Here is a 24,361-nt window from a genome sequence, read left to right on the forward strand (position 1 = left end):
AATTTCAGTGTTAGCGGGTCAAAATCACTGACATACCGACCCGTAGATCTTTAATCTCAATGCTTGGACGCAGCTCAACTTCAAAGGTGCGCATATCGAAATCATGACCACTTTCAGTTGAACGCCAAGTGGCAAACTCGCCCATTACGCTAACATGAGCCACAGTAAACTCCACATCACGCTCGAGTGCTGGCAAAGTCATCATCAGTTTAGTGCCTTTAGCAAACAGCTTTAGCTGATCTTCTCTGACTTGAAACACCGCCCATGAATCTTGCATATCAATCAAGCTCACCACAGGAAAACCACTGGGTGCTAGCTCTCCAGGCTGCAGCAAGACTTCGCTGATCTCGCCTGATTTTGGCGCTCTCATCTGACTATCGGCTAAGATAGCATTGACCTCGTTAACTGCACCTTCGGCCATTCTCGCATTACCCGCCGCAGCCGCTTTAGTCTCATCACGTGCACCTTCTTGAGCCATCTCGTACATGGCTAGAGCCGCTTGCTCGGTATATTTAGCCGCCTGATATTGGGTAAAAGCTTCATCACGTTTCTGTCTGGCCAGTACACCTTCGACAAACAATACTTCAATTCTGCTATAAGTGGTCTTAGCCAGTGTGGCAGCAGCTTTGGCTTTCTGCCATTGCTCTCTGGATGCCATCACTTGCTGCTTACGTGCACCACTGTCGGCTTCGAGTTGCATAGCCTGAGCTGCATCTCTGCCCCCTTCAGCCTGCATCAATTTAGCACTCAGTTCCGGGCTATCTATGGCAAACAGCAGATCACCAGCTTCAACAGCATCACCGCGTCTCACCATCACCTGCTCGACACGACCAGGGACCTTAGATGAGATATTGTATTCTCTGGCCTCTATCTGTCCCTGTAGTTGCTCAACTTTCGGCGTGTAAGCCAGTTTGAGTCCATAGCCAAGCACGCCGACTAAGCCAACAAGCGCCACAACGGCAATAATTCGATTAGCCTGCATTGTTACTCTCCTCTATCGCGCGAGTCTGAGCACTGCTGCGACCTAAAAATTCATCCAGTTGACCGCTAATGGCCATCAAACGCGCATATGCCTGAACATATCGATATTTAGCACCAAGTTGCTGAGTTTCAACGCCGGTGAGTTTAAGCTCGGCATCGACCTTCTCAATCGATGTCGACAGTCCTTGGCGAAATGCTAAATCTCTTAAGCGTTTATTTTCAGTCGCTAAGCTGACTGAAAGCTCTAAAGATTGCACCTCTTCCTGGGCCTGTTGTAGTTGACGGTAGCTCTGATCTAATAACAAACTCAAATCCTGCCGCGTCTGCGCTTTAGTGTATCTAGCCTGAAGCAATGCGCTCTTAGCCGCTTCAACTTTGCCACTGCGGCCATCTCGGCTTAGCAGGGGGACTTTGACCCCTACACCTAGCATCCAATCAGGCTCCATCTTAGAGAACAAACTGTCATCCTCGTACAAGGTGTAATTGCCGTAAAGGAATACGGTTGGATGATAAAGTGATTTCTCTACATCCACTAAACCTTGAGCTTGAGCCTCTTTAGCTTCCAATAATTTAAGAGCCGGGTGCTGAGACAGAGTCAGTTGGCTTAAGCGCGGTAATGAAGGCGCTATTGGGAGTATAAATAGCCCTGAGCTGGCATCGACCTTTTGAGCATGTAGCATACGTGCAAGGGCTATCTCTGCCATCTCTACTTGACGCTTTGAACTGGCAAAGTTGACCTTGGCATTTTCTAATGCCACTTGTGCATTTAAGCGTTCAACTTTGGCGATCTGACCTTGCTCTTCTAACTTCTGAGCGTGTAATGCATGCTCTTCAAGAGACGTCACCAACTCACCTCGAGTCTGTGCCAGCGATTGGCTCACTGCGACACCATAATATCTATCTACCAGCTGAATAAACAGGTCTCGGGTTGTCAGCTGCAGCCCCTGCTCTTTCTCGGCAACATGCGCTGCATGTATTGCTTGAGCCGCTGTAATTTTGCCACCAGTATAGATGGGCCACATGGCTTGTAAGCTAGAGCGGAAAATATCTTGTTCTGTAAAAGGGGTGACAAACATCGAGCCAGGCATGGCTGCTAATGCACCGCCAAGGGCTGGAGGAAGTGTACTGGGATCCATCGATGCCAAAGGATTAAGATCACGTAGATCCATCTCTATAGGCTTTTCGAGTCGAGTATAGCTAGCGTTAAGCGTCAGTGATGGCAAGCCAAGATCTTGACCCGCTTGATGTTCAGCTTCGGCACGATAAACTTCTTGAGCGCCAGCTTGTAGCTTATCACTGACCGTAAGCAACTGCTGCCAGGCTTGTTGAAAACTAGTATCTGCCGCTTGAGCAGTAATAGGGCTTAACGCCGCTAAAGACATTAAGGCTAATTGTGAAAACTTCATCCCTTTCCTCTACATCTTTATATGCATAATCTAGAGTGTTTACTCTAATCCTTGATCGATTTTAGCATTCATTGAAGTTAAATAGAAGGCGCTAACCTTGTGATTAACGCCTCAGTTTCATACTGATAATTTAAGCCGTACCGCCCACAGTTAAACTATCTAACTTCAAGGTTGGCTGGCCAACACCAACAGGAACACTTTGACCATCCTTACCACATACACCGACACCTTGATCTAAGGCTAGATCGTTACCCACCATAGAGATCTGCTTCATGGCTTCTGGTCCATTACCGATAAGCGTCGCGCCTTTTATGGCTTGAGTCACTTCACCATTTTCAATCAGGTAGGCTTCAGATGCCGAGAACACAAACTTTCCAGAGGTAATATCGACCTGACCGCCACCAAAGTTAGGTGCATAAATACCTTTCTTCACCGATTTGATCATTTCACTCGGATCAGAAACTCCTGCTTCCATATAAGTATTGGTCATTCTTGGCATTGGCAGATGTGCATAAGATTCACGGCGACCATTCCCCGTAGGCTTCTCACCCATAAGACGAGCATTTAACTTATCCTGCATGTAACCTTTTAAGATGCCATCTTCGATAAGAACAGTCTTTTGCGTCTGCACACCTTCATCATCAACACTCAATGAACCACGGCGATTGACCATAGTACCGTCATCGACAACCGTGACTAATTTAGAGGCAACCTGCTGACCAACAAGCCCGCTAAATGCACTGCTACCCTTGCGATTAAAGTCGCCTTCTAGACCATGACCTACCGCTTCATGCAATAATACTCCAGGCCAACCCGCACCTAAGATCACTGGCATTTCACCAGCTGGCGCATCAATGGCCGTTAGGTTGACAGAGGCTTGTCTCACCGCTTCACGAGCAAACGAGAAACAGTTAGGTAAACCCGCATCATCTGTTTCCATTAAGACCTGATAATCATGACGGCCACCACCACCACTTGCTCCGCGTTCGCGCTTGCCATTGTCTTCTAGAATCACACTGCAGTTAAAACGCACCAGAGGGCGTATGTCGGCGGCTAAAGTACCATCGCTCGCCGCAATAAGGATCTCTTCATGCACACCAGAAAGGCTGATCACCACTTGTATAATGCGACTATCGAGACTTCGAATATAGGCATCAGCCTGCTTAAGCAGCTCAATTTTCTTCGTTTCTTCCATCGCAGCAATAGGATCAGCGCTCTGGTACAGTGCCTTCATCTCTTGACGCTTCCAAGCTTGCACTCCAGCACCCTTGCCGCCGCTAGTTGCGATACCACGTGCCGCTTCAGCCGAAGCCACTAATGCCGATGGCGTGATCTCATCGGCATAAGCAAACCCTGTTTTCTCACCAGTAATGGCACGAACACCGACTCCACGTTCAATATGGAAGCTACCTTCTTTAACGATGCCATCTTCTAATACCCAAGATTCATGACGACTTCCTTGAAAATAGAGATCTGAAAAATCAATGTCGTGGTGATGAATGATATTTAGGTAGCCCTGTAAATCATCCAGTGAAAGTCCATCTTGCAAAAGGCTCTGTTCTACTTGGGTTAAAAATGGCATTAATTATTCTCTCTTGTGCTTAAATTCTTACAAAATGCTAGGTATTAGGAGTTAACCGCTACGATCTACTCTTCTGTAACTTATGCTGTAGCTGGGGTTCTGCAAATCGATTATGACCGACAATTGGCATCTGTTGCCTAATGGTTATCATTTCAGATTTATCTAGCTGTGATTGAACCCAACCGCAACCTGTCATCTTCTGTGCTTTTATCCGCCCCCAAGGATCGACAATCATGCTTTGTCCCCATGTTTCTCGACTGCCTTGGTTATGCTGGCCCCACTGACCGGCTCCAAGGATAAAACATTGGTTCTCGATCGCTCTAGCTTGTAACAAGGTCTGCCAGTGAGCCTCTCCAGTGACCTTAGTGAAAGCAGCTGGCAATGCAATGATCTCGGCTCCGGCTAATCTCATGGCTCTGAATAACTCAGGAAAACGTAAATCGTAGCATATCGCTAAGCCTAACTTACCAAAGGGAGTGTCGATTACACTAATTTTCTCACCGGGACAGAAGGTATCGCTTTCACGGTACTCTTTGGTACCATCGGAAATATCCACATCAAACAGATGCAACTTATCATAATCTCCCAAAACCTGGCCTAGGTTATCAAACAGATAAGTTCGACTATAGACTCGACCATCACCAGCCGAGACTGGAATCGTTCCCGCTACTAAGTAGATGTCATATTGACGAGCCAGATCTGCAAGCGCTGTTTTTAATGGGCTGGATTGATCGTCACCAGCATATTGCAGCTGTTGACTTTCATGGCCACCAAACAGCAAGCAACACTCAGGCAGTACCACTAACTGAGCCTCTCCTTCGATTCGCGGAAGCTGACTAAGCTGCGACTCGATATACGCCAGATTCTTCGATATGTCTTGACTGCTTTGGCACTGTAGTAGGTTGATTTGCATCTTGTACATCCTTTTCTATGCGCTCACTTTCTTTAAAGTTAGGCATCTCTATCACATTTGTCGCAGGTATTTCGACACCTGAATTGGGCTGTTGAACGGCGGGCTCATCACTATCAGGAATTTTTTCAGCTTCTGGCTTACGGGGTAATATAGATTCAGGGATCTCAATCTCCTTACTCTTACGCCCAAGCTCTTCAAGTTTTGGCTCAGCCATAGTACCCGTTAGTTGAAAGCGTATTTCAGAAATAACCTCTATGACAGGTTCAAGTACCTTGGTTAATGCAAATGCGCCAAGCCCCAAGGTCCAGCCACCTGTAGTCAACAAAACAACGGTCGGCACACTAGAGGCAAGTTGCGGTACAAATCGAATATCGTAATTCAGGCTCTCTGTCATCAGGTCTGTATAACCTCTGACTTTCATATTGCCCGCTACCGCATCCATCTCTGTATCCCGAGTTTTCACCACACCGTCGTCAATATTCAAGGTACCGGTAAAAGAGTTAAAATATAAACCTTTACCAAACACGTCTGAGAAATCTAATGACAGCTTTCTCAGCAGAGAGTCTAAGCTAAAGAGTGAAAATATACGCGCCCCTTTATCACTGACTTCCGACAGATGTCCCTTGCCTAAATCAAATGATACTAAGCCATTGAGCGATTCTACAGAAAACTGATAAGGCGCTCCTAGCCATGATACTTCAGCACTCACCTCTACCGGAGCATCCTTAAGACCTGGATCCATATCCACGATTGCCGATAACGCATCAAACTTAGTGGCAGTAAGTTTCACATCAAACTGGGTAATATTTTCATTATTCTCGTTTTTCCAAACGCCTTTCCCCCTCAGTTTGACCTCAGGAGTTGTCAAAGACACGGTTTGGATCTGATAACTATTATTCACTGGCGAACCTTGCAGCACCAGATGACCTAACGGACTGCCATAGAAGGAGAACTCATCCACATCTATGGCTAACGGGGGAAGGTTGTCTAGTACTGTCACGGTTTGGAAATCAGCATTTGACTGATCTTTTATTGTCGGTGCTAGGTGGAACTTAGAAGCCACCAACTTAAGGCCTTGTGTCGCCCAATCAGGATAAAAATCAACTCTGCCATCGAGCTCATTAGACTTTGCCTCAAAACGCCAGCTCTCAGCAGTAGGCCTTGCTGTCATCTCAAGATCTGTCAGCGCTTGCCCCATTAGGTTAAAATGAGCAATATCGGCATCGATACTCACTAAAGGCGGGAAGAAGGCTTTATGAGTTGAATCATTCACTATTTCTACAGCTAATGCTTCTGAGGCGAGCTCTTCTGCCACTACACTCTCAGCGGATATAGCTTCATCAACGACGACTTGAGTATCAATAGAGGCAGAAGTCTGTTTATTCACTAAGCTAACGCTCGGTGATGCGGTAAAGCGATTGATAATAGGCAGCCAAGGTGTCAAGTCAGTTTTTGCTATGTCTAGTTGTAGATGACCCTGCTCTTTCTTAAGTTGATCACCGGGCTTAAAAAGCCTTCCAAGCAATAGATCATAATGGGCAAGTTGATTGCCAGACTCTTGATCAAACCCTCCCCAAAATTCCATCTGCTTACCTAACTTAATGCCGAGAGATGATTGCTTGTTATCACCAATTAATTCTGCTGACAGCTTTCTCGCTTCATTTTTAGATTTAGTAAATGGAGCGGGGAGCGCCAGATCGACACCCAATAAATCGGTACTAACCTGTGCTTGAATACGATAGCCAGTTGGGTCAAAGACTAAGGTTAGTGAACCATCCCAGTCTAACTCACCAGAATAAAAGTCCTGCAAAGGATTGGCTAATTCATCTGATAATTCAGCGAGCTGCCACGCGCCTTTCATATCAAGGTTTAAGCCATAATTTCTGCCGACATTACCCGTTTCAAAATCGAAAGAAATAGGCTGTTGAAACAAGGTAGCTGAGATATCTTGGCCTTTAACGACTTCATTAACGAAGCTCACTTCGCCGGATACGGCACCGAGTTGCACCCCGGGCTCAGTAATATAAACTGGCGTACTATCAAATTTAACCACACCTTTTATATCTTCTTTGACGACTTCACCAGGCCTGGCATTATAAAGTGGGATCTTAAGATCTAAGCTGGCAGCCACTTCACCGTTAATCTGCACCACAGATAAGGTCGAGCCTACTGAATCTGCAAGTGGAGATGCTTGTATCACTTGGGTAGCAGCCCACCCTTGAGTCTGTAGCGCTGCCGTGACCTCAAGCAGTGAACGAGCGCCTAATTGCGGGATGGCTATTTTCGCTCCATCGACCACCACATCCATCAGATCGCCTCGATTGATGGTGAGATCCATGCGCTCATTTTCAAACAGTGCCGATAGATTCAACTCTGTGACACTGGGCCAGTCAGGCTGAAACTCAAATTCCGCTTGCTCTATGGTAAAACTAGCCTGAAAAACGCCAGAATGGTCTTGATAAGGATAACCAGCGAGATCACCATGCCAAACCAATTTACCATCTGGGAGATTACCGGCCACTAAGCCCTTTTCTAAATATGCGACTAAACCAGGACTCATTCCCTTTAACGGTAAATATTTACCGACTTGTGCAACGTCTGTGATCTTCAAGTCACTCAATAGGGCTAAGTGTGTTCGCTCACCAAGATCTAACCGAACTGATGCATCGACCGAAATATCTGGATTACTCAATTGCAGCTTGGGAATAATTAACGCTTGCTCAGGCAGATAAAACTTAGCATCGAATGCCTTCCCTACTAAGGAAAGTGGCGCTTTAAATCCACCGCTAAAATCTAACAGATAATCTTGCTCAGGCACTGAGATGTAAACCGATTCATCTGCCCAACCTAGATCTAGGTCTATCGGTGCGCTACCGGGAATACTAGCATCACCCGTCCAACTCAGTTGCTGCACAGCTAAAGATAGCTGCGGCGCCTGATCGACAAATTTAGTCAACTTAATCGCGTTAATATCACCGGTCGGATTGAGCTTTTGCCAGGTATTCAACGTAGACAGTTCCACTCCCGGAACCAGAGGAAGTAGAGGTAACAGTGAGCTGGTATTAAGTGTATTGAGATAACTAAAGACAGCTTGCTCTCGTTTTTCTACTATAAAGAGAAGCTCAGACCAAGGTGTTTGATTTGATTCGAACGCAAGATCGCGACTACTGAGACGCCAGCCCTCCAGAGTCGGTAACCATTCCAACTGACCCGCTTTAACTTCAAATCGTTGCAACTGATCACTCAAGCTCCATTCTAGCCAACTTGGGGAGAACTCGATTAAGCCTGAATCAATAGATCTATGACTCAGGTTCATCCAAGCCTGTAGATTGATGACACCTTCTAATGCCAGCTTCTCTTTCTCATCATAGGGATTTTGCTGCCTCGACGCCCACTCACCCAGATCTAATGACTGAGCCGCTAAGTAAACTTGCCCCTTAAGCTCATCGGGGCGATTGCCACTCCCCTTAATATCGAGCTGCAAGGATAATAGCTCAACCTCCGACGCTTCCTCATCGAGATATAACTTACCCTCTCCACGGTGGAGGTTTGTCGAGTTATACCACTTTAGGTCTTTAACAAAGATAGGACGATAGTCATGATTCTTGCTTAGCAGCTGTAAACTTGCTTGTTTAATTGAGAAACGCTCTAGTTGTTCAAGCAGTAACTGATAAACCCAATCAGTGTCGGCTTTCTGCACGCTGGCAGCGCCAGAACTGGTATTGAGCTTATCGATATCCAATGCCACCTGAACACCATCGAAGATAACATTCTCAATTTGAGGTGTTCTGGTGAGCAGGCTGTCCCAGAAATCGAACTTGATATGGACAGCATTGACCACTGAGGAAAATGGTAAGTGCTCTTGAGGCGGGATAACCAATTTTTTAACGGTTAATGCGGGACCAAAAGCTTGCCATTCTGCGGCCAATTGCCCAACATTAACTTGGATCTGATACTGCTGTTCGACATAACGAACCAACTCAGTTCTCACTTCATCGAGCTGAGGTAACAGTCCCCTAAATAAGCTCACTACTAGTGCAAATAACACGAGTATGATCGCTAAAATTTGCCAGCAGAACCGGCTGAACTTTCGGGGACAAAATTTACGTGACACTACATTATTACCACATCAAACTGATTTTGAGCATACATGGGCTCATTCTGGAACCTAACACGCTTACCGATATAGACACCGAGCTCAGCAACTAGATGGCTCTCTTCCCCCGTAAGGCTATTAAAAACGGCTGGGGCACAGTAGACCAAGAACTCATCGGCATCATAGCCACGATCTAGTCTAATTATTTCTCTAAATAGCTCGTAAGAGACAGTTTCAACCGTTTTCAAGCTACCAGAACCCGAACAAGATGGACATTCACCGCACAAAACATGCTCTAAACTTTCTCTGGTACGCTTACGGGTCATCTCAACCAAACCAAGACCAGAGAAGCCACTTATATTAGTTTTGACTCGATCGTTCGATAACGCCAGCTCTAAGCTATTTAAAACACGCTTTTGATGTTCGGCATTTAGCATATCGATAAAATCGATAATGATGATACCACCTAGATTACGCAGCCTAAGCTGACGAGCAATGGCGTGGGTGGCTTCAAGGTTCGTATTGAAAATGGTTTCTGCGAGATTACGATGACCCACAAATGCACCGGTATTGATATCGACAGTCGTCATCGCCTCGGTCTGATCTATGATGAGGTAACCACCGGATTTAAGCTCGACTTTACGCCCAAGCGCACGCTGTACTTCATTTTCAACATCATAGAGGTCAAAAATAGGCACTGGACCTGAATAATGTACAATTTTGTCGGCAATTTCAGGCATAAATTCCTGAGTAAAACTTTGCAGCTCATCGAACGTCTGACTCGCATCGACTTGAATTTGATCTAACTCAGTACCGACAAAGTCACGCACGATACGCACTGGGAGGGCTAAATCTTGATATAGCAGTGACACGCCTCGGCGCTTGCGTCGCTCGCTCACTTTAGCCCACACTCGACGAAGGAAAGCCGCATCTTGTACCAGCTCTTGTTCACCGGCACTTTCAGCAGCTGTACGAATAATAAATCCGCCATCTTCATCAACAAAGGGCTCGGTCAAACCTTTCAAACGAGCGCGAACTTTCTCTGACTCAATGCGCTGAGACACGCCGATGTGACTCGAACCTGGCATAAATACTAAGTATCGAGAAGGAAGCGTAATATCAGTCGTCAGACGTGCACCCTTGGTGCCTAATGGATCTTTCACCACTTGTACCATGATATCCTGACCCTGCCTTACCAGCTGAGCGATATCACGCACGACGAAGTTACCCTTCTCGACGTCGGCAACACACTCTGTGTGAGGCACGATATCGGATGCATGTAAAAAAGCCGCTTTATCCAGACCGATGTCGACAAATGCGGCTTGCATCCCAGGTAAAACACGACTGACCTTACCCTTGTAAATATTACCCACTAAGCCACGCTTCATCCGCCTTTCAATATGGACCTCTTGCAGCACACCGTGCTCAACCAAAGCGACTCTTGCTTCTGTTGGGGTCACATTGATCAATAGTTCAGAACCTATCTTTTGCTGTACTCTATTTCTGGCGACGCGACTCATATTTACACTCACTTATAATAGATTCTAGATTCTAGGTTCTAGGGCCTAGATAACTTTATAAAACTTTCATCTCTTTTAGCAGCTCACGGGTCTCAACCATAGGTAAACCCACTACAGCGGAGTAACTGCCATCAATACGCGCAACAAAACTGCCACCTAAAGCTTGGATACCGTAAGCACCCGCTTTATCCATAGGTTCACCTGTGGCGATATAGGCCTGAATATCTTGCTCGCTCAACTGACTGAATGTCACTTTAGTCTCAACCAAACGCGTTACAGTCGTCGTGCCATCCGTTAGGGCTACCGCAGTCATCACATGATGAGTTTCACCAGATAACTGAGAAAGCATAGCCATAGCATCTGCTTCATCTACGGGTTTGCCTAAGATCTTATCGCCCAATACCACTATGGTATCTGAACCTAGCACCACAGCATTATCAACGTGAGTCAGTGCGAGTCCGGCTTGCGCTTTTTCAACAGCAAGACGCAAGACGAAAACCTCAGCCGTTTCACCCGCTATATGGCTCTCGTCGATATCGGCTGACAGCGTTGTGAAGCTAAAATCTGCGCGGGAGAATCCCAGCTGAGAGAGCAGCTCTTTACGTCGCGGCGATGCCGATGCTAATACGAGTTCAGTAGAATAAATCATATTTTATCTCACCTTATACAAACGCCGTAATCGACGTAACATCCAAAATATCCAAGGCCAGATAATCAAACCTGAAATAGCGGGTAAAAATATGCTTTCATCGAACGATACCGTCGACACCACAAACTGGACCCAAAACACGACTAAATGGTGTAAACAAACCAGACTGGCTATCATTAAGGCTTGTTGCCACATGGGGAAATTGCGTAGTCGTTGAAAATGTAATACCACCACGTATACAACCAGCGACATCGACAGGGCGCGCACGCCTAAATGTGCTCCCAGTAAGATATCTAAGATCACCCCAAGCACCCAAGCCGATAAGATGTTATATCTATGCGGAAGAGCCATAGCCCAGTATATAATCACCAGCAATAGCCAGTCAGGACGCCAAGCCTCCACGATATCAGGCAATGGCATTATCTGTAATAACATGGCGACTAACAGGCTTAACCAAACAACCCAGCGGCCGTTGGCAATGTGCATGCTCATAGGCTCACCTCAGGTTTATTCTCATGCGATACTTTACCTAGGCTTTCGCCTGGAACATGCTCACTATCTTCAAGCTCATCGGGCCAAATCAAGAGTAAATACCGAATTCGATCTAATGCAGCCAATGGTTGAGCCGTTACAGTGGCATAGCTCTGGCCATCATCTTTTATCACGCTCATAACCCGAGCAACTGGGTATCCCTCAGGAAAGCGATTGCCGAGCCCAGATGACACCAATAAGTCACCGACTCGAATATCGGTACTCTTAGACACATATTTAAGCTCGAGCTCATCGAGCACGCCCGTACCGTTAACCACTAAGCGAACGTCATTTCTAGTTATCCGCACTGGAATGCCATGAGTGACATCAGAGAGCAAAAGAACTCGACTCGTCAACTCACTGACTTGCACGACTTGACCTACGACACCTTGAGCATCAACCACAGGCTGACCAACAAAAACACCGGTTCTCACCCCTTGGTTTAACACCACATACTGATGATAAGGATCACTGGCGACTTCCATCACCTCGGCAACCACTTTCTTGGCATCCATATGCACAGGAGAGCCAAGCAGATCACGCAGGCGATCATTTTCTTGTCTTAGATGTTCGAAGCGCTGCAGACGCTCACTCATTAACAGTTGCTGACGTAAAAGCGCTTTATTCTGCTTGGTGAGCATATTGCGAGTAGCCAAACTTTCAGCAGACCAATCCAGCAGGGCACCGGGGGTGTTGGCAACGTATTGCAGAGGGCTAAGTACAGAAGAGATGGATTTACGAACAGGGTCGAGCCGGCCGTTGGCCACGATAAGGATCACCGACAAGATAATAGCCAGTGTTAATCTAAACTGGTTTGAAATACCACGAGCAAAAATTGGCTTCATAAAAACTTATAAACGGTCTTGAAATACCAGTTGCCAGCTCAAGAGTTACGTTCCTTAATGAGTATGGTATTCTGAATTGCTATCTATATATGGCGGAAAAAACGCGCTAAACATACCAATAGAAATAAAATAAGGCGGTAAAATACCGCCCTAAAGACAACTTAAGTCTCTTCGGAGAATAGGTCGCCACCGTGCACATCAATCATCTCTAGCGCCTTACCACCACCACGTGCTACACACGTTAGCGGATCATCAGCAACCATAACTGGAATACCAGTTTCCTGCATGAGCAAGCGATCCAAGTCGCGGATTAATGCACCACCGCCGGTCAGTACCATGCCACGCTCAGAGATATCTGAGGCCAATTCTGGCGGAGACTGCTCTAACGCAACCATCACAGCACTGACAATGCCAGATAAAGGCTCTTGTAGTGCTTCTAAAATCTCATTACTGTTCAGCGTAAAACTACGCGGTACGCCTTCGGCTAAGTTGCGGCCACGAACCTCAATCTCTAAAACTTCGTCACCTGGGTATGCTGTACCAATCGTATGCTTGATACGCTCGGCAGTTGCTTCACCAATCAAGCTACCGTAGTTACGACGTACATAGTTGATAATCGCATCATCAAACTTGTCACCACCAATGCGTACAGAAGATGAATACACCACACCATTGAGTGAAATGATAGCAACCTCAGTCGTGCCGCCACCAATGTCGACAACCATTGAGCCAGTAGCTTCAGAAACAGGAAGCCCTGCACCGATTGCCGCAGCCATAGGCTCTTCAATCAAATACACTTCACGAGCACCAGCACCCATTGCAGATTCACGAATTGCACGGCGTTCTACTTGTGTCGCGCCTACAGGTACACAAACCAAGACTCTTGGGCTTGGACGGAATACGCTGTTGTTGTGAACTTGCTTAATAAAATGCTGAAGCATCTTTTCGGTCACATAGAAATCGGCGATAACGCCATCTTTCATTGGACGAATAGCTTGAATATTACCGGGAGTACGACCCAACATCAGCTTAGCTTCAGTACCAACAGCTGCCACGGACTTCTGCCCGCTACGTCCTCGTTCACCACGAATAGCAACAACAGAAGGCTCGTTTAACACTATGCCTTCATCACGAACGTAAATTAAGGTGTTAGCCGTACCCAAATCGATCGAAAGATCGTTAGAAAAAATGCCACGCAGCTTCTTGAACATGTAACCAGCCTGTCTCAGTGGAGTCCGAAAATAAAAAATCAGGTAACTCTAACAACGACACTCTGATGACACAAGGGTGATGAGGTTAACATTTGCTAATGAAGCGACTTTTTTTTCAATATCATAAGAAAGAAGGCATTTAGGCTCTAAATTCAAGAAAATATACCTTAAAAAGAAATATATACAGCTGTGTAGTTGTCGCAGCCACACACCTAGAGTATTGACTCTAGGTGTGACCTTGAGGCTAATTCACTTCCCGCCAGTAGATCACCTTGTCATGACCTCGATATGTCCCAAAGAAGGCACTGGCTCTTGGATCATATAAAGCATTGGCATTATTACCATCATAATTCCAATAGCCTTTTAACCAAGGTTGAACATGTTGCTTTAGCGGGACGATACCGGCTGCATTGGGCACAGTGAAATAGATCTGATTTACACCACCTTGAGTGGTGCTACCTTGTAGAGTTAATCCAGGATTACTATAAGCAATTAAAGCCGGGAACCCCGTAGGAAAGGTCATATTCAATCCTGTTGTCACCGTCTCACCAGTGTCAGATGAAGAGACAGTATTGTAAACGGAACAACCATCTTCTCTATTCACAACCCAAGTTGGCCCACTTACCTCAGTAACATACTCAGTTCGAATGGGGATCCGTAGGCTCTCAGTTTCTGGACCATAACCATTTTCAAGCACCAGTCGACCATACCTAAGTTCAAAATCATCTCCCAATGCCACCTCTTCAAAGGTGATCCCAACACAAGCAGCTGAGGTTGCACTTTCTTGATAACAGATACCGTCAATGTCCTTTAGATCATTGGCTGATAGCCTAAGCTCAAATAATGCATCAAAGGGGGCTACAGGCGTTGAAGTGCGTCTGTATCTAAGTGTTCCATCTTGCAAATAAGCCGACCTTGCTCCGCCAGCAACCCCATCAAGAAATACAACTGAGCGAGATCCTGAGTCAATTTCTTCTAATACGGGTAAACTTGACCCAGCTAAGTTACTAAAACTTCGTCCAGTCCATTGATTTATATATTTCCACCAAGCCTCAACTTGGTAGTTTTTAGTCTCATTACCATCCTTATTCTTACCAATAACAAGCAACCTTGGCTCTGCTCCAGTCTTAAACAGGAAAGGTTCATCCATATAGGTAAACGAGCCACAAGTTGGTAGTGGCTCGGGATCCACGGTTGTGACACTCAAATAATAGGGGGTGAACCTTCCCATATTTTCTGTCGTAGCCCCAGGGATATCATAACCAAAATACCCACCGACTTTAGGTGTTACCGAGAAGGTAAAAATTCCAACTTCTGACACAGATTGTTTAATTACCTGCTCACCCGTTGCTTGCTCGTATTCACTTAACCCAAGTGATCCAGTTACTCCCCCATCGACAGCTAAGGGGCTGATAAGATTGTGGGATAGCATCATATTCTTGTGGGTGAAATTAGGTGTAATGATATTACCGCTACAGATATCAACATCACTATCAGACTGCCACGCCATGGCTTTTACGGTAATATCAAACGCTTCGCCAGCTCGCTTATATTTAGTACTTGTAACGCTACAGCTTGTACAGGCTTCAGATTCAACACATAAGCCTATAGGTCGGCGCACAAACTTGTCACTACCATCCATAATTAGACCCGACTCATCAGCCGTTCCTGTGTATCGTGTATTGAGTTGCACTTCACCTGCATCGGCATAATTAACATCGATTTTTGCCTTACCATTACTGTCAAAATTGAGCGTAATAGCTCTAGCTGTTGCCTCAGTATCTCCGATCATCTCCTCTGTCGAACCGGACTTAACAGAGACTTTTTTAGTACCTGTAGATGGGGCAACATAATCACTCCAGAAAGCGAGTGATTTTGCCGTATTTTTAAATGCGGGGACACACTGCTGTCCAGCATCATCCTGCTTGACGGCTTTCACCAAAATATCTGTCGTTGGTTTATTTGAAAACTCATCAGGAATATCGAAAATAAAACCGCTTGCGGCAAATGAGATAGTACAGCTTGCTGTATTGAGTAGACCCGCTCCTTGTTTACATAAGGTATCGCTCCCAGCGACCGTTGATGGAGACGAGCTAGAGACGCCTATGGTAACTGGGTCGTCTGTATTTGATCGTAAACTCACTTTAGCAATACCATTTAGCAGGTTAACCGTATTACCTCCAACCCAGCCACCATTAGCCATACTTGCAGGGGACAAGGTCGCAATAACAGGGTCAGTAAATAGATCACACTCAGCATTTCGACAGGCTCTAATCGTCATCTCTTCTGCATTACACGTTAGCGGACTACTTGAGTAATCAAACTCGAAATGGTGAACAAGCTGACCCACAGGGTCTGAAGCCAAAGCACAAACTTGGAAATTATCAATCTCATGGTTATTATTCGCTCCACCAGTAGAACCTGTAATGGAGAGGTAAAAATCCTCAGGAACTCCCCCTTGCTCAGTGATACTTCTGGCATCAAATTCTGGGATCAATATTTGAAAGCCATTGCCATCTTTTATGTCTCGTTCAACCAACACCAGTGCCTGTCCAACCTCTGTTGAATCTACTGTTATTCTGTATCTATGGTTAGGCTCAGCGGTATTGGTCCCTCTAACATCAATAGCTGGATTTAGATTAGCTTTAGTCCCCGCTAAATACATATAGCCTGAATTTACCGAACCACGAATAGCAACAGATTGAGCCCTAAATCCGGGACCATCGACTTTACCCTCATTCGGGCTAGAAAAATTACCGTACTCGTCTAGCCCTACGCCTATCCAACCTCCAGCAAATCCTGCTGTACCATTGTTTCGCTGAGCATAGCCTAATGCACCACCAAAACTTCCAGGTTGTGGCGTGATCGATGCGTCAGATAGAATTATGGCTACACCATCTCCACCCGTACCACTTTGAGGAGACCAAGCAAAGTAATCAAACTCTACCTGTACAAAATTATCTGCTGCTGGAAATAAGCGCTGGTAAGTGCTCGATGTTGCCTGATTTCCTCGCGCAGGAGTGATCCGCATCCTTTGAGAAGCTATCGCTGGAGACGTTGAACTCCCCAGTGTTTTAATGGCCCAGTCATCACCTAAGTCATCACGATTAAAGTCATCATTAAAGCACTCTAACTCTGGAGTATCATCAATAATCTCTAGTGCTACAAACCCGTATTGCTCCGCGGTATGATCTCTTTCATCATCTTGATAAAGATCTTCATCAACAACCATGCTGACTGTGTTTTTTGTCAATACGCAACGTCTTAACCAGCCACCGTTATTACCATATCTAGAGTGCTTGCCTGCTACGAAAGTCGGTGGGTGATTAAAACCAATAAGGGGGCGAGGGTAACCACACTGATCGTCAGCATCTCCAACACTTCCTGAGGGCAAAGTCCAAATGTCACTACCAAAATGATATTGCACATCTTTGCCATTCAAAGAGATCGTACCCACTCCCTTTTCTAAGGCTAAATACGCAACTTTCTCATTTTTTAATCTGTTGAGTTTGATATCTGCTGGTTGGCAATACTTATTACCATAACCATTGCCAGACCCAGCATCAACAACTTCAGACACATCCATGCCAATAAAAATATCATCATCATCATCTCGTGTTACCGTACTGGTTAACCAGCAGTTGTTCTCTGATGATTGAATTTGATTTAACACCACATCATAACTTTGGCTTAAAGATACTTTCTTGTATTTACCAAGGTTTTTATAGAGCACATCCTTTGTATTTTTAAATCCTGCTTCAAACTTAGTGCCATTCGAAAATTGATGCTCTCCTGCAGTTGTCGCTACCCAATGAACTTCAGCCATTGGCTGAGAGAGAAGATCAGGCTGCCACCAAGGAGTTACTGGCTCCCTCTTACTCCAACTAAAGCCAGTATTAGACACATTGGTAAGAAACACCGATGCTGGCCCATCATTATCATTGGGATCATCGTTGGTGATTGTCGGCATAACAAAAACCAAGGGGGTTACGCCTGCTGCAAATGGGGTCTCAAATATGACAGTGCCAGACGCTGCCTTGCCGAACTGAAAATTAGCATCTTGCACAGTCGCATCACAATTTGGAACCACATTAATTTCATCTGTTCGACTGATAAAATTAATAACAGCACCACCTTTTAACTCAATATCTTCACTTGCAACGGCACCGTTGAGCGTTGAATTTCCTTCTAATAAGACATCATCTTCACCAACTAGATATGCATTGAGGTTCACCCCACCCATAAGCTTCAAATCATCATAGGAATAAATTAAAAAACGAGTAGGATCTGAGGGGGAGTCATCATTTTCTATATCGTAGCCACCTTTTATAAAAAAGCTGACCGTGCCACTAGCAGGGAAAACAACAGTAACACCATGATTTATTTCTAAGTCACCAATCCAATACTGACCAGAAGATAGCTCTAAACGACCGCTTTTAGCCTGCAAGGTTTTTAATTTATAAATACCATCTGGAGTCGTGAAGCGTATGGTTCTATCGGATCCATTTTCTAACTTAACATCGCCGTATTCACCTTGCGAAATATCAATTGTCGGGTTTCCATGGCTTGGTGGGCCAATGTTGTTATTACTGTTGGATTTACACTGTGAAAAGCTGACCCTGTCTTCCGGGAGCTTAGCTAGTTTATTCGACTTTATACATTCAATAGCACTTTCGCCACTGGGATAACAAGCCTTACCCTTATCTTCAACTTTCTTGGCCGGTAGCTCACCGTTTTCTGGAGCATTATTGAGTCTGGCAGAGCTTTCAAATTTTATCTCTCCATCCTTATCTATGGAATTGACCCCTTCAATGAAAGTCTTGCTCCAATCGGTAGCCTCAACAGGCGCAAGCAGCCCTGAAAAAATGAACAGTATTACGACTGCAAATGAATGCTTAATGCTATTAATCACGGGCCTCTACCTCCACCTGACGGTTAACTCTTAGGCAGTTTCCGTTATTGTTAGTGCAATCGCCGGTTTCACAGGTTGCTGTACTGGTGATGCGATAATGGTTTACCGTATTTACTACACTGGCGTTACAGGTCAAAGCGACTCTACAGCCATGAAAACCAGGCTCATTAGGCACATCCCAATCACTGCTAGCTTCGCAAGTTGCTGCAGACGCATCAAGTGGAAACAACTGAGCCAATGCGCTATCGGCACCTGAGTTTGCAGCCGCTAACGCACGAGCTCCCCACACCTCAAGGTTCACCTGCTCATCGGCATCTTCGAGTACATTGATCAACGCTGATGCCATCAAAAACATCACTGTAATAACAAAAATACCAATCACTAGTGCACTGCCCTGCTGATTCGCAAGGCTACCGCCTGTTCCCCTTTGAAAAGGTATCTGGGTACGTCGATTCATATTAAGGGACATTGACCACCTGCACTTGGTGTTGATATTGAAACGCTTGCTCATTAACTGCAAATTGCGGAGTCAGTTGCACTACAGCATTATTACTTAACGTACCAGGGGTATAGCTGATTGGCCAGATTGGAGACGTATCACTTATCACAACACTCTCTGCCATTAATGCACTTGCTGCATCGCCTCCCATTTGGTCTGGGGTGGGTTGAGTGACTCTAAACATATTATAACTGTTGTAACGCCTAATATTACCGTTGGCAAAGAAACAATAGCTCACTGCGTTACGCACCATAAAGAACCGAGAACGTGGTGAGGCTTCACTGAAGCGAACGGCTCTATCAAATGTGATAGTTGTTGTGTTTGTATCTATATCAGCAAAGCTAGCAATATCCAATAAACGCCCTTCTGTCGCTATGGGTGTAGCTGAGTAGATATGTTCAGGCAGCAGAGGGTACACCAGCATTTGCTGAGCTGGATTTATGCCTTGAGAGGGGATCATCACAGTTGCTGTTAATGCGGAAGCTGCTGGAGCAATCGGAATATCCAAATATGATGCACTTCCCTGAATGGGCACAAACTCAATACATTGAAATGTTGCTGGATTATTGGTTACACGTAAACTGTTGGGCACCGCATTGCGGATCTCTCGGGTCATGCGCTCCATAACAAAACGACTTTGGCTCAGCACTTGGTCTACCGAAGTTGATTCAACAAAGATGCGCGTCCCCAAGATGACAAAACTACTTACACCAAGCACTAACACCCCAAGAATAATGATCACCATCACCATCTCAACCAGGGTAAAACCTGATGACCTCACCTCTTTTAAGCCCAGCATCAATAGTTACTCCTAACCGCATTGTAAGTGATCACTTCACTATTAGGTGTGGTGACATCGATACGGATTAACTTAGTGTCTATACCGGAAGCATTAACATAAGTCACCGTGACACTAAGTTGATAATTAGGGTATTCACTCGCATAGGTGTTAGCTGAATTAAGCATCAAGCTTGTCTGGCTTAATCCATGATAATCATCGACATCATTAAAGCTATTGCGGTTTTCACCGGCGTCTGGCCCAAAATTGACAGGTAGCGTGCAGACATCTCCAGCCGGTAAACCTAGCTCAGGTCTAGGCTCCGCACCGCAAGCTGGCACTCCACCATTAGCATTAGTATTTTGATCATAACGTTTACTCCAGATCTCATTAAGTATCGAGTGAGCGAGCTCGGCAGAGCGAACTCTATGCAAGGTTTCAGCTGCACGATCGGCTTGAGGAAATAACATGCTAGTCAGCAAGACCAAGGCGATGCTTAGCACCACTATGCCTACGACTAATTCGATTAATGTGAAACCTTTCGAAGTTCGCCCTTTAGCAATAAACCTTTTTGATGCTAAAAGTGAATCTGGCAGTTTTATCGTTTTCTTTGGAGGATTAACGGCCATGAATATACCCCTGACTCTCAATATCGATCAGCAAGGTCTCATCGGCAATCACATTGATGCATGGGCCACTACAGCCCATACTGGAGATCCCGGCGGTATCGAAACTCACATTGAAGGTATCATTACTATCAGATGCTCGCGTTAAACTAGCGCCTCCCGAAAATGCTTGTTTAGCTTCCGTTCGGTTCGTTCCACTGCAGGTCTGATTATCGAATCGACGTAACTGATAACCACTGGCGTCGACATCGACTCGATAGCAACGATCTTGGTTATTCATCGCCATCAACTGAGCCTTGCGCAATTCACTAATAAATTCGTCCCTCAAGGTAAAGGCACTATAGCTGGAACTGGTCATCAGACGTGGTAAAACCACCACAGCAAGGATGGCAATTAACATTATGGTGGTCACTAGCTCTACCAGAGTAAAGCCGGCATTATTTCTCATCTGCATACCGTTTAATTAAATCGATTAACACTCCGCTGTTCAGTAGTGAGTATGACAAAAAATCCTGATAGTTCATATGTATATACTAACTATTGACTTAAATAGGAAAATCTAACTCTTTCAAGTAGTATTGCATCGCTTAAAAAGAAAACCTCCAGCTTTTGCTAGAGGTTTCAATGATAATAACTAACTGTAACTAGCGGCTAAAAATTAACAACCTGTTTCGATAATCTCGTAGTCCGGTGGAGTGATCACATCGTTACTTTCAGATGCCTCAGTATAATCTAAACGGCAGTCTCCATTTGACGCCTTCCCTTTTGGTACGAAAATAATTGTAGAGCCTGTTGATCGGACTCCCCAATCTTCGGTTGCTAGCGTTCCATTACCAGTTAACTCTTCAAACTGCATATCCAAAGCAAGTTCAAGGTTTGTTATCGTTGTCGCTTCAGTACCAAAGCTCTTGATATAACCATAACTAAGCTCAATATCTACACCATCTTCCAGCTCAACATCCTGATTATTTTCTGTTTCCAGTCCTTGAATTGCAGCCTTAGAGTAAACGAGAGCGTTAGCTCCTTGAAGTGCAGCCTGCATACCACTAAGTGTTGACTCCCTAGCATCAGACTGAAGGTTAATAAACTTAGGCGCTGCCGTAACAGCCAAAATGCCTAAGATGATAATCACCACGACCAGTTCAATCAGGGTAAACCCCTGCAGTTTAAATCTATTCATACTACTCATCCTCGCTAAAAAACGCTAATTAACAATAATGTAACACCAGACTCATTTATTAAATAGTATAAAAGGAGATATACGAGCTAATTTACCAAGCTGTCACTTCTCCAAGCTGCACTCAACGAGTAATTAGCAGGCGAAGGGGTCGTCACTTCCTGTCGGTGTATAGAGCTGATAAGTTGGTGACGTCGATTCATCAGCCGCTGGTACATAGGTAAAATGGCAGGTATCTGCTGGTGCGTTTACGGGCGCAAACTTTAACACACCTCCAGAATCATCCATCTGCCAATCAGCAGCCTCAAAATCCATCGCGTTAGCGACCTCATCGATGTCAGCTTGTAGGTATCCAAAATTAGTTACCGCTAAGTCATTAGAGCCAATATCAACTCCATCAGTACCCACCCAATCACCTGAAGCTTTTTTTTCATCACCACCAATAGCAGCTTTTGAATAGACTAAAGAGTTTGTACCTTGCAGCGCGCCTTTAAAGCCATTTAATGTCGACAGACGAGCATCGCCCTGAAGATTGATAAACTTAGGTGCAGCTGTCACCGCTAAGATCCCTAAGATGATAATCACCACGACCAACTCAATCAGGGTAAACCCTTGCTGCTTATTTATAGCCATACACTTTCACCTCATTTTACGCTTCCATGCAATATTAATTTAATTCTAGTCAAAGAAATAACCAATTAACAATAATGTAACACCCAGATAGCAGGATGAATAGTATATATATAGGGAAATTATCATTTTATCAGGCACAAAAAAGGCCTGCTAAGCAGGCCTTTTCGATTACTCAATAATTAGCAATCATCTACATCAGGTAAATCACTAAAGTTAGGTGTATCACTACCATTAATAGCCTCAGTATAGATAACTGTGCATGTTGTTGGTGCATCGGCTTGACGTAATGTGATTGTGCCAGGCGTTGCATTGCTTGGGGTTGCTGGATTTCCTACTGACCTAGCGGTAACAGCATCCACAACCCATTCATTAACAAAATCAATATCAAGTGCAGCAGCAAGATCCACTTGTGTAGCTAGTAAGTAACCATATGCAACATTAACATTAACTCCAGTTGCAATAGTCACAGCAGCTGTATCAGCACGCTCATCACCAGCAATAGCAGCTTTGGAGTAAACTAAGCTATTTCCCCCTTGAATCGCCCCTCTAAGGCCCTGAAGGGTTGATAGGCGAGCATCGGACTGCAAGTTAATAAACCTAGGCGCCGCAGTTACTGCTAGAATACCCAAAATAATAATAACAACCACTAATTCAATTAGCGTAAAACCATTTTGTTTTTGCATTTTCAATCCTCTAATTAACAGCCTGTATCAACAATTACATATGTAGGTAACACTGATGTGCTTTCGGCTTCCGTATAAGTAATTTGACAAGTATTACTATCATTTGGAGCGCCAGCCTGGTTTATAATAATGGCTAAAGGTGTCCCTGAAGGAGTACCAACTATCCACTCTGTGTTAGTTGTCCCAAATTCAGCATCAATTGCATTATTGAGTTCGTCAGCACCCGCCTGTAAATAACCGAAATTTGTTACAGCAAGATCTTCTGCTCCAATATCAAGTCCATCGTCATCATCAGCAGCCCAACCCGTTGTTGATAATGTTTCTTTACCGTCTATTGCCGCCTTGGCATAAACTAAGCTATTAGCGCCTTGCATTGCTCCTCTAAGCCCCTGCAGGGCTGACTCACGCGCATCTGACTGAAGATTAATAAACTTAGGTGCTGCTGTTACAGCAAGAATACCTAAGATGATAATAACAACCACTAATTCAATTAGCGTAAAACCATTTTGCTGCTTCATTTTTTACTACCTTTATATAACTAAAGTTATGACTCAATTAAGAGAAAACGACTAAAACTCATTTACTGTTCAATGCTAAAGAGCTTATTACAGATCTAATTTGTAAAACTGACTACTGTGCCAGTCCCTGGGTTATAGGTGATGCCATTGCCTACATCTAAGTCAGGCACTGGATCTGCGACACCATCAGAAGGTTCTAGCTTTAATGAAGCCACTTGATGGTACACACATAAATCACCGACGCCGACCTCATTGCCATTCAAATCAATCAATGGGATCCCAACACCCTTTATCACTTTTACAGTGTATCTTTGGTTACGTGCATCTTCTGTGTAAATAACATTACGTGGGGCACTCTGTAATATGCTATTAAATACTTGCTGGCAACTTGTGTCGCTCATTGAAGTTGCACTGGTATTCGTTAATCCGGTTGGATATCCAAATCGAGTATCTAATGCAATCTCAACCCCATCTAAAATGACAGTGCTATTGTTTCGACCATCAACTTCCCACTGGGCGCGAACAAAACCAACCGCAGTAGATAAGCCACCAGAAACGCCATCTAAACTAGCGTTTTCCGCATCATCAGTGACATTGAGGAAACGTGGAATGGCGGTGGCGGCCAGCAAACCGAGGATCACAATGACAATCACAAGCTCGATCAACGAGAACCCTTGCTGACGATTTCTATAATTTGGCATATTTTGACCTTCAAACTGATATTTCATTTGATTTTCAATCTGCTTATTCATATAAGCCCCCACATCTTATTTTACAATTCTAACAGTTCACAGAATTTTA

General features: G+C 44.8%; 20 protein-coding genes. All 20 read right to left on the reverse strand.

The genetic code is table 11. The features are described 5' to 3' along the window. Positions 1-10 precede the first annotated feature (10 nt). Positions 11-982, reverse strand: a complete 972-nt coding sequence (locus tag FM038_RS22535; protein WP_142873743.1) for an HlyD family secretion protein — start codon at positions 980-982, stop codon at positions 11-13. Then, positions 972-2,387 carry a TolC family protein gene (locus FM038_RS22540; protein WP_142873742.1) on the reverse strand — a complete coding sequence of 472 codons (1,416 nt, stop codon included), beginning with the start codon at positions 2,385-2,387 and terminating at the stop codon, positions 972-974. The genes FM038_RS22535 and FM038_RS22540 overlap by 11 nt, the downstream gene beginning before the upstream one ends. Positions 2,388-2,517: 130 nt before the next feature. Further along, positions 2,518-3,969, reverse strand: coding sequence for a metalloprotease TldD (gene tldD, locus FM038_RS22545; RefSeq protein ID WP_142873741.1), 1,452 nt, complete (start codon positions 3,967-3,969; stop codon positions 2,518-2,520). A gap of 58 nt (positions 3,970-4,027) precedes the next feature. Further along, complete coding sequence (locus tag FM038_RS22550) at positions 4,028-4,882, reverse strand: carbon-nitrogen hydrolase family protein (protein ID WP_142873740.1); 855 nt, start codon at positions 4,880-4,882, stop codon at positions 4,028-4,030. Then, positions 4,806-8,996 (reverse strand): YhdP family protein, encoded by a 4,191-nt coding sequence (locus FM038_RS22555; protein WP_142873739.1) that lies wholly within the window; start codon positions 8,994-8,996, stop codon positions 4,806-4,808. The genes FM038_RS22550 and FM038_RS22555 overlap by 77 nt, the downstream gene beginning before the upstream one ends. Beyond that, entirely contained in the window at positions 8,996-10,498 is a 1,503-nt protein-coding gene (rng, locus tag FM038_RS22560) for a ribonuclease G (protein ID WP_142873738.1), read from the reverse strand. Before rng ends, FM038_RS22555 begins: the two co-directional genes overlap by 1 nt. 55 nt (positions 10,499-10,553) lie before the next feature. Then, positions 10,554-11,147 carry a Maf family protein gene (locus FM038_RS22565; RefSeq protein WP_142873737.1) on the reverse strand — a complete coding sequence of 198 codons (594 nt, stop codon included), beginning with the start codon at positions 11,145-11,147 and terminating at the stop codon, positions 10,554-10,556. Positions 11,148-11,150: 3 nt separating this feature from the next. Then, entirely contained in the window at positions 11,151-11,639 is a 489-nt protein-coding gene (gene mreD, locus FM038_RS22570; protein ID WP_142873736.1) for a rod shape-determining protein MreD, read from the reverse strand. Further along, positions 11,636-12,523: a rod shape-determining protein MreC gene (mreC, locus tag FM038_RS22575; RefSeq protein WP_223292950.1), complete on the reverse strand. Its 888-nt coding sequence runs from the start codon at positions 12,521-12,523 to the stop codon at positions 11,636-11,638. Before mreC ends, mreD begins: the two co-directional genes overlap by 4 nt. Before the next feature lie 161 nt (positions 12,524-12,684). Continuing rightward, positions 12,685-13,734 carry a rod shape-determining protein gene (locus FM038_RS22580; RefSeq protein WP_142873735.1) on the reverse strand — a complete coding sequence of 350 codons (1,050 nt, stop codon included), beginning with the start codon at positions 13,732-13,734 and terminating at the stop codon, positions 12,685-12,687. A gap of 244 nt (positions 13,735-13,978) precedes the next feature. Continuing rightward, the gene (locus FM038_RS22585; RefSeq protein ID WP_142873734.1) at positions 13,979-18,646 is read right to left on the reverse strand and encodes a DUF6701 domain-containing protein; all 4,668 of its coding nucleotides are present in this window, start codon (positions 18,644-18,646) and stop codon (positions 13,979-13,981) included. Continuing rightward, a complete protein-coding gene (locus FM038_RS22590; RefSeq protein ID WP_142873733.1) occupies positions 18,639-19,115 on the reverse strand; it encodes an MSHA biogenesis protein MshP in 477 nt (158 codons plus the stop codon). The genes FM038_RS22585 and FM038_RS22590 overlap by 8 nt, the downstream gene beginning before the upstream one ends. Next, positions 19,105-19,944, reverse strand: coding sequence for a PilW family protein (locus tag FM038_RS22595; RefSeq protein WP_142873732.1), 840 nt, complete (start codon positions 19,942-19,944; stop codon positions 19,105-19,107). The genes FM038_RS22590 and FM038_RS22595 overlap by 11 nt, the downstream gene beginning before the upstream one ends. Then, positions 19,944-20,552 (reverse strand): type II secretion system protein, encoded by a 609-nt coding sequence (locus tag FM038_RS22600; protein WP_142873731.1) that lies wholly within the window; start codon positions 20,550-20,552, stop codon positions 19,944-19,946. Before FM038_RS22600 ends, FM038_RS22595 begins: the two co-directional genes overlap by 1 nt. Continuing rightward, positions 20,542-20,997: a pilus assembly FimT family protein gene (locus FM038_RS22605; RefSeq protein ID WP_142873730.1), complete on the reverse strand. Its 456-nt coding sequence runs from the start codon at positions 20,995-20,997 to the stop codon at positions 20,542-20,544. The genes FM038_RS22600 and FM038_RS22605 overlap by 11 nt, the downstream gene beginning before the upstream one ends. Positions 20,998-21,207: 210 nt before the next feature. Further along, positions 21,208-21,729, reverse strand: coding sequence for a type II secretion system protein (locus tag FM038_RS22610; protein WP_142873729.1), 522 nt, complete (start codon positions 21,727-21,729; stop codon positions 21,208-21,210). A gap of 132 nt (positions 21,730-21,861) precedes the next feature. Continuing rightward, complete coding sequence (locus FM038_RS22615) at positions 21,862-22,359, reverse strand: pilus assembly FimT family protein (protein WP_142873728.1); 498 nt, start codon at positions 22,357-22,359, stop codon at positions 21,862-21,864. A gap of 179 nt (positions 22,360-22,538) precedes the next feature. Then, entirely contained in the window at positions 22,539-23,042 is a 504-nt protein-coding gene (locus FM038_RS22620; RefSeq protein ID WP_142873727.1) for a type II secretion system protein, read from the reverse strand. A gap of 14 nt (positions 23,043-23,056) precedes the next feature. After that, complete coding sequence (locus FM038_RS22625) at positions 23,057-23,560, reverse strand: type II secretion system protein (RefSeq protein WP_142873726.1); 504 nt, start codon at positions 23,558-23,560, stop codon at positions 23,057-23,059. Positions 23,561-23,655: 95 nt separating this feature from the next. Next, complete coding sequence (locus FM038_RS22630; protein ID WP_142873990.1) at positions 23,656-24,261, reverse strand: pilus assembly FimT family protein; 606 nt, start codon at positions 24,259-24,261, stop codon at positions 23,656-23,658. Positions 24,262-24,361 lie beyond the last annotated feature (100 nt).

This window comes from Shewanella eurypsychrophilus (assembly GCF_007004545.3).
Taxonomy (GTDB): domain Bacteria; phylum Pseudomonadota; class Gammaproteobacteria; order Enterobacterales; family Shewanellaceae; genus Shewanella; species Shewanella eurypsychrophilus.

What these genes read in the sequence shown, in the direction of transcription:
- FM038_RS22610 (WP_142873729.1), bottom strand. Translation starts at nt 21,729, where the DNA reads ATGAATAGATTTAAACTGCAGGGGTTTACCCTGATTGAACTGGTCGTG.
- rng (WP_142873738.1), bottom strand. Translation starts at nt 10,498, where the DNA reads ATGAGTCGCGTCGCCAGAAATAGAGTACAGCAAAAGATAGGTTCTGAA.
- mreC (WP_223292950.1), bottom strand. Translation starts at nt 12,523, where the DNA reads ATGAAGCCAATTTTTGCTCGTGGTATTTCAAACCAGTTTAGATTAACA.
- FM038_RS22580 (WP_142873735.1), bottom strand. Translation starts at nt 13,734, where the DNA reads ATGTTCAAGAAGCTGCGTGGCATTTTTTCTAACGATCTTTCGATCGAT.
- FM038_RS22590 (WP_142873733.1), bottom strand. Translation starts at nt 19,115, where the DNA reads ATGTCCCTTAATATGAATCGACGTACCCAGATACCTTTTCAAAGGGGA.
- FM038_RS22550 (WP_142873740.1), bottom strand. Translation starts at nt 4,882, where the DNA reads ATGCAAATCAACCTACTACAGTGCCAAAGCAGTCAAGACATATCGAAG.
- FM038_RS22615 (WP_142873728.1), bottom strand. Translation starts at nt 22,359, where the DNA reads ATGGCTATAAATAAGCAGCAAGGGTTTACCCTGATTGAGTTGGTCGTG.
- FM038_RS22630 (WP_142873990.1), bottom strand. Translation starts at nt 24,261, where the DNA reads ATGCCAAATTATAGAAATCGTCAGCAAGGGTTCTCGTTGATCGAGCTT.
- FM038_RS22595 (WP_142873732.1), bottom strand. Translation starts at nt 19,944, where the DNA reads ATGCTGGGCTTAAAAGAGGTGAGGTCATCAGGTTTTACCCTGGTTGAG.
- FM038_RS22620 (WP_142873727.1), bottom strand. Translation starts at nt 23,042, where the DNA reads ATGCAAAAACAAAATGGTTTTACGCTAATTGAATTAGTGGTTGTTATT.
- FM038_RS22605 (WP_142873730.1), bottom strand. Translation starts at nt 20,997, where the DNA reads ATGAGAAATAATGCCGGCTTTACTCTGGTAGAGCTAGTGACCACCATA.
- FM038_RS22625 (WP_142873726.1), bottom strand. Translation starts at nt 23,560, where the DNA reads ATGAAGCAGCAAAATGGTTTTACGCTAATTGAATTAGTGGTTGTTATT.
- FM038_RS22535 (WP_142873743.1), bottom strand. Translation starts at nt 982, where the DNA reads ATGCAGGCTAATCGAATTATTGCCGTTGTGGCGCTTGTTGGCTTAGTC.
- FM038_RS22600 (WP_142873731.1), bottom strand. Translation starts at nt 20,552, where the DNA reads ATGGCCGTTAATCCTCCAAAGAAAACGATAAAACTGCCAGATTCACTT.
- FM038_RS22565 (WP_142873737.1), bottom strand. Translation starts at nt 11,147, where the DNA reads ATGATTTATTCTACTGAACTCGTATTAGCATCGGCATCGCCGCGACGT.
- tldD (WP_142873741.1), bottom strand. Translation starts at nt 3,969, where the DNA reads ATGCCATTTTTAACCCAAGTAGAACAGAGCCTTTTGCAAGATGGACTT.
- mreD (WP_142873736.1), bottom strand. Translation starts at nt 11,639, where the DNA reads ATGAGCATGCACATTGCCAACGGCCGCTGGGTTGTTTGGTTAAGCCTG.
- FM038_RS22540 (WP_142873742.1), bottom strand. Translation starts at nt 2,387, where the DNA reads ATGAAGTTTTCACAATTAGCCTTAATGTCTTTAGCGGCGTTAAGCCCT.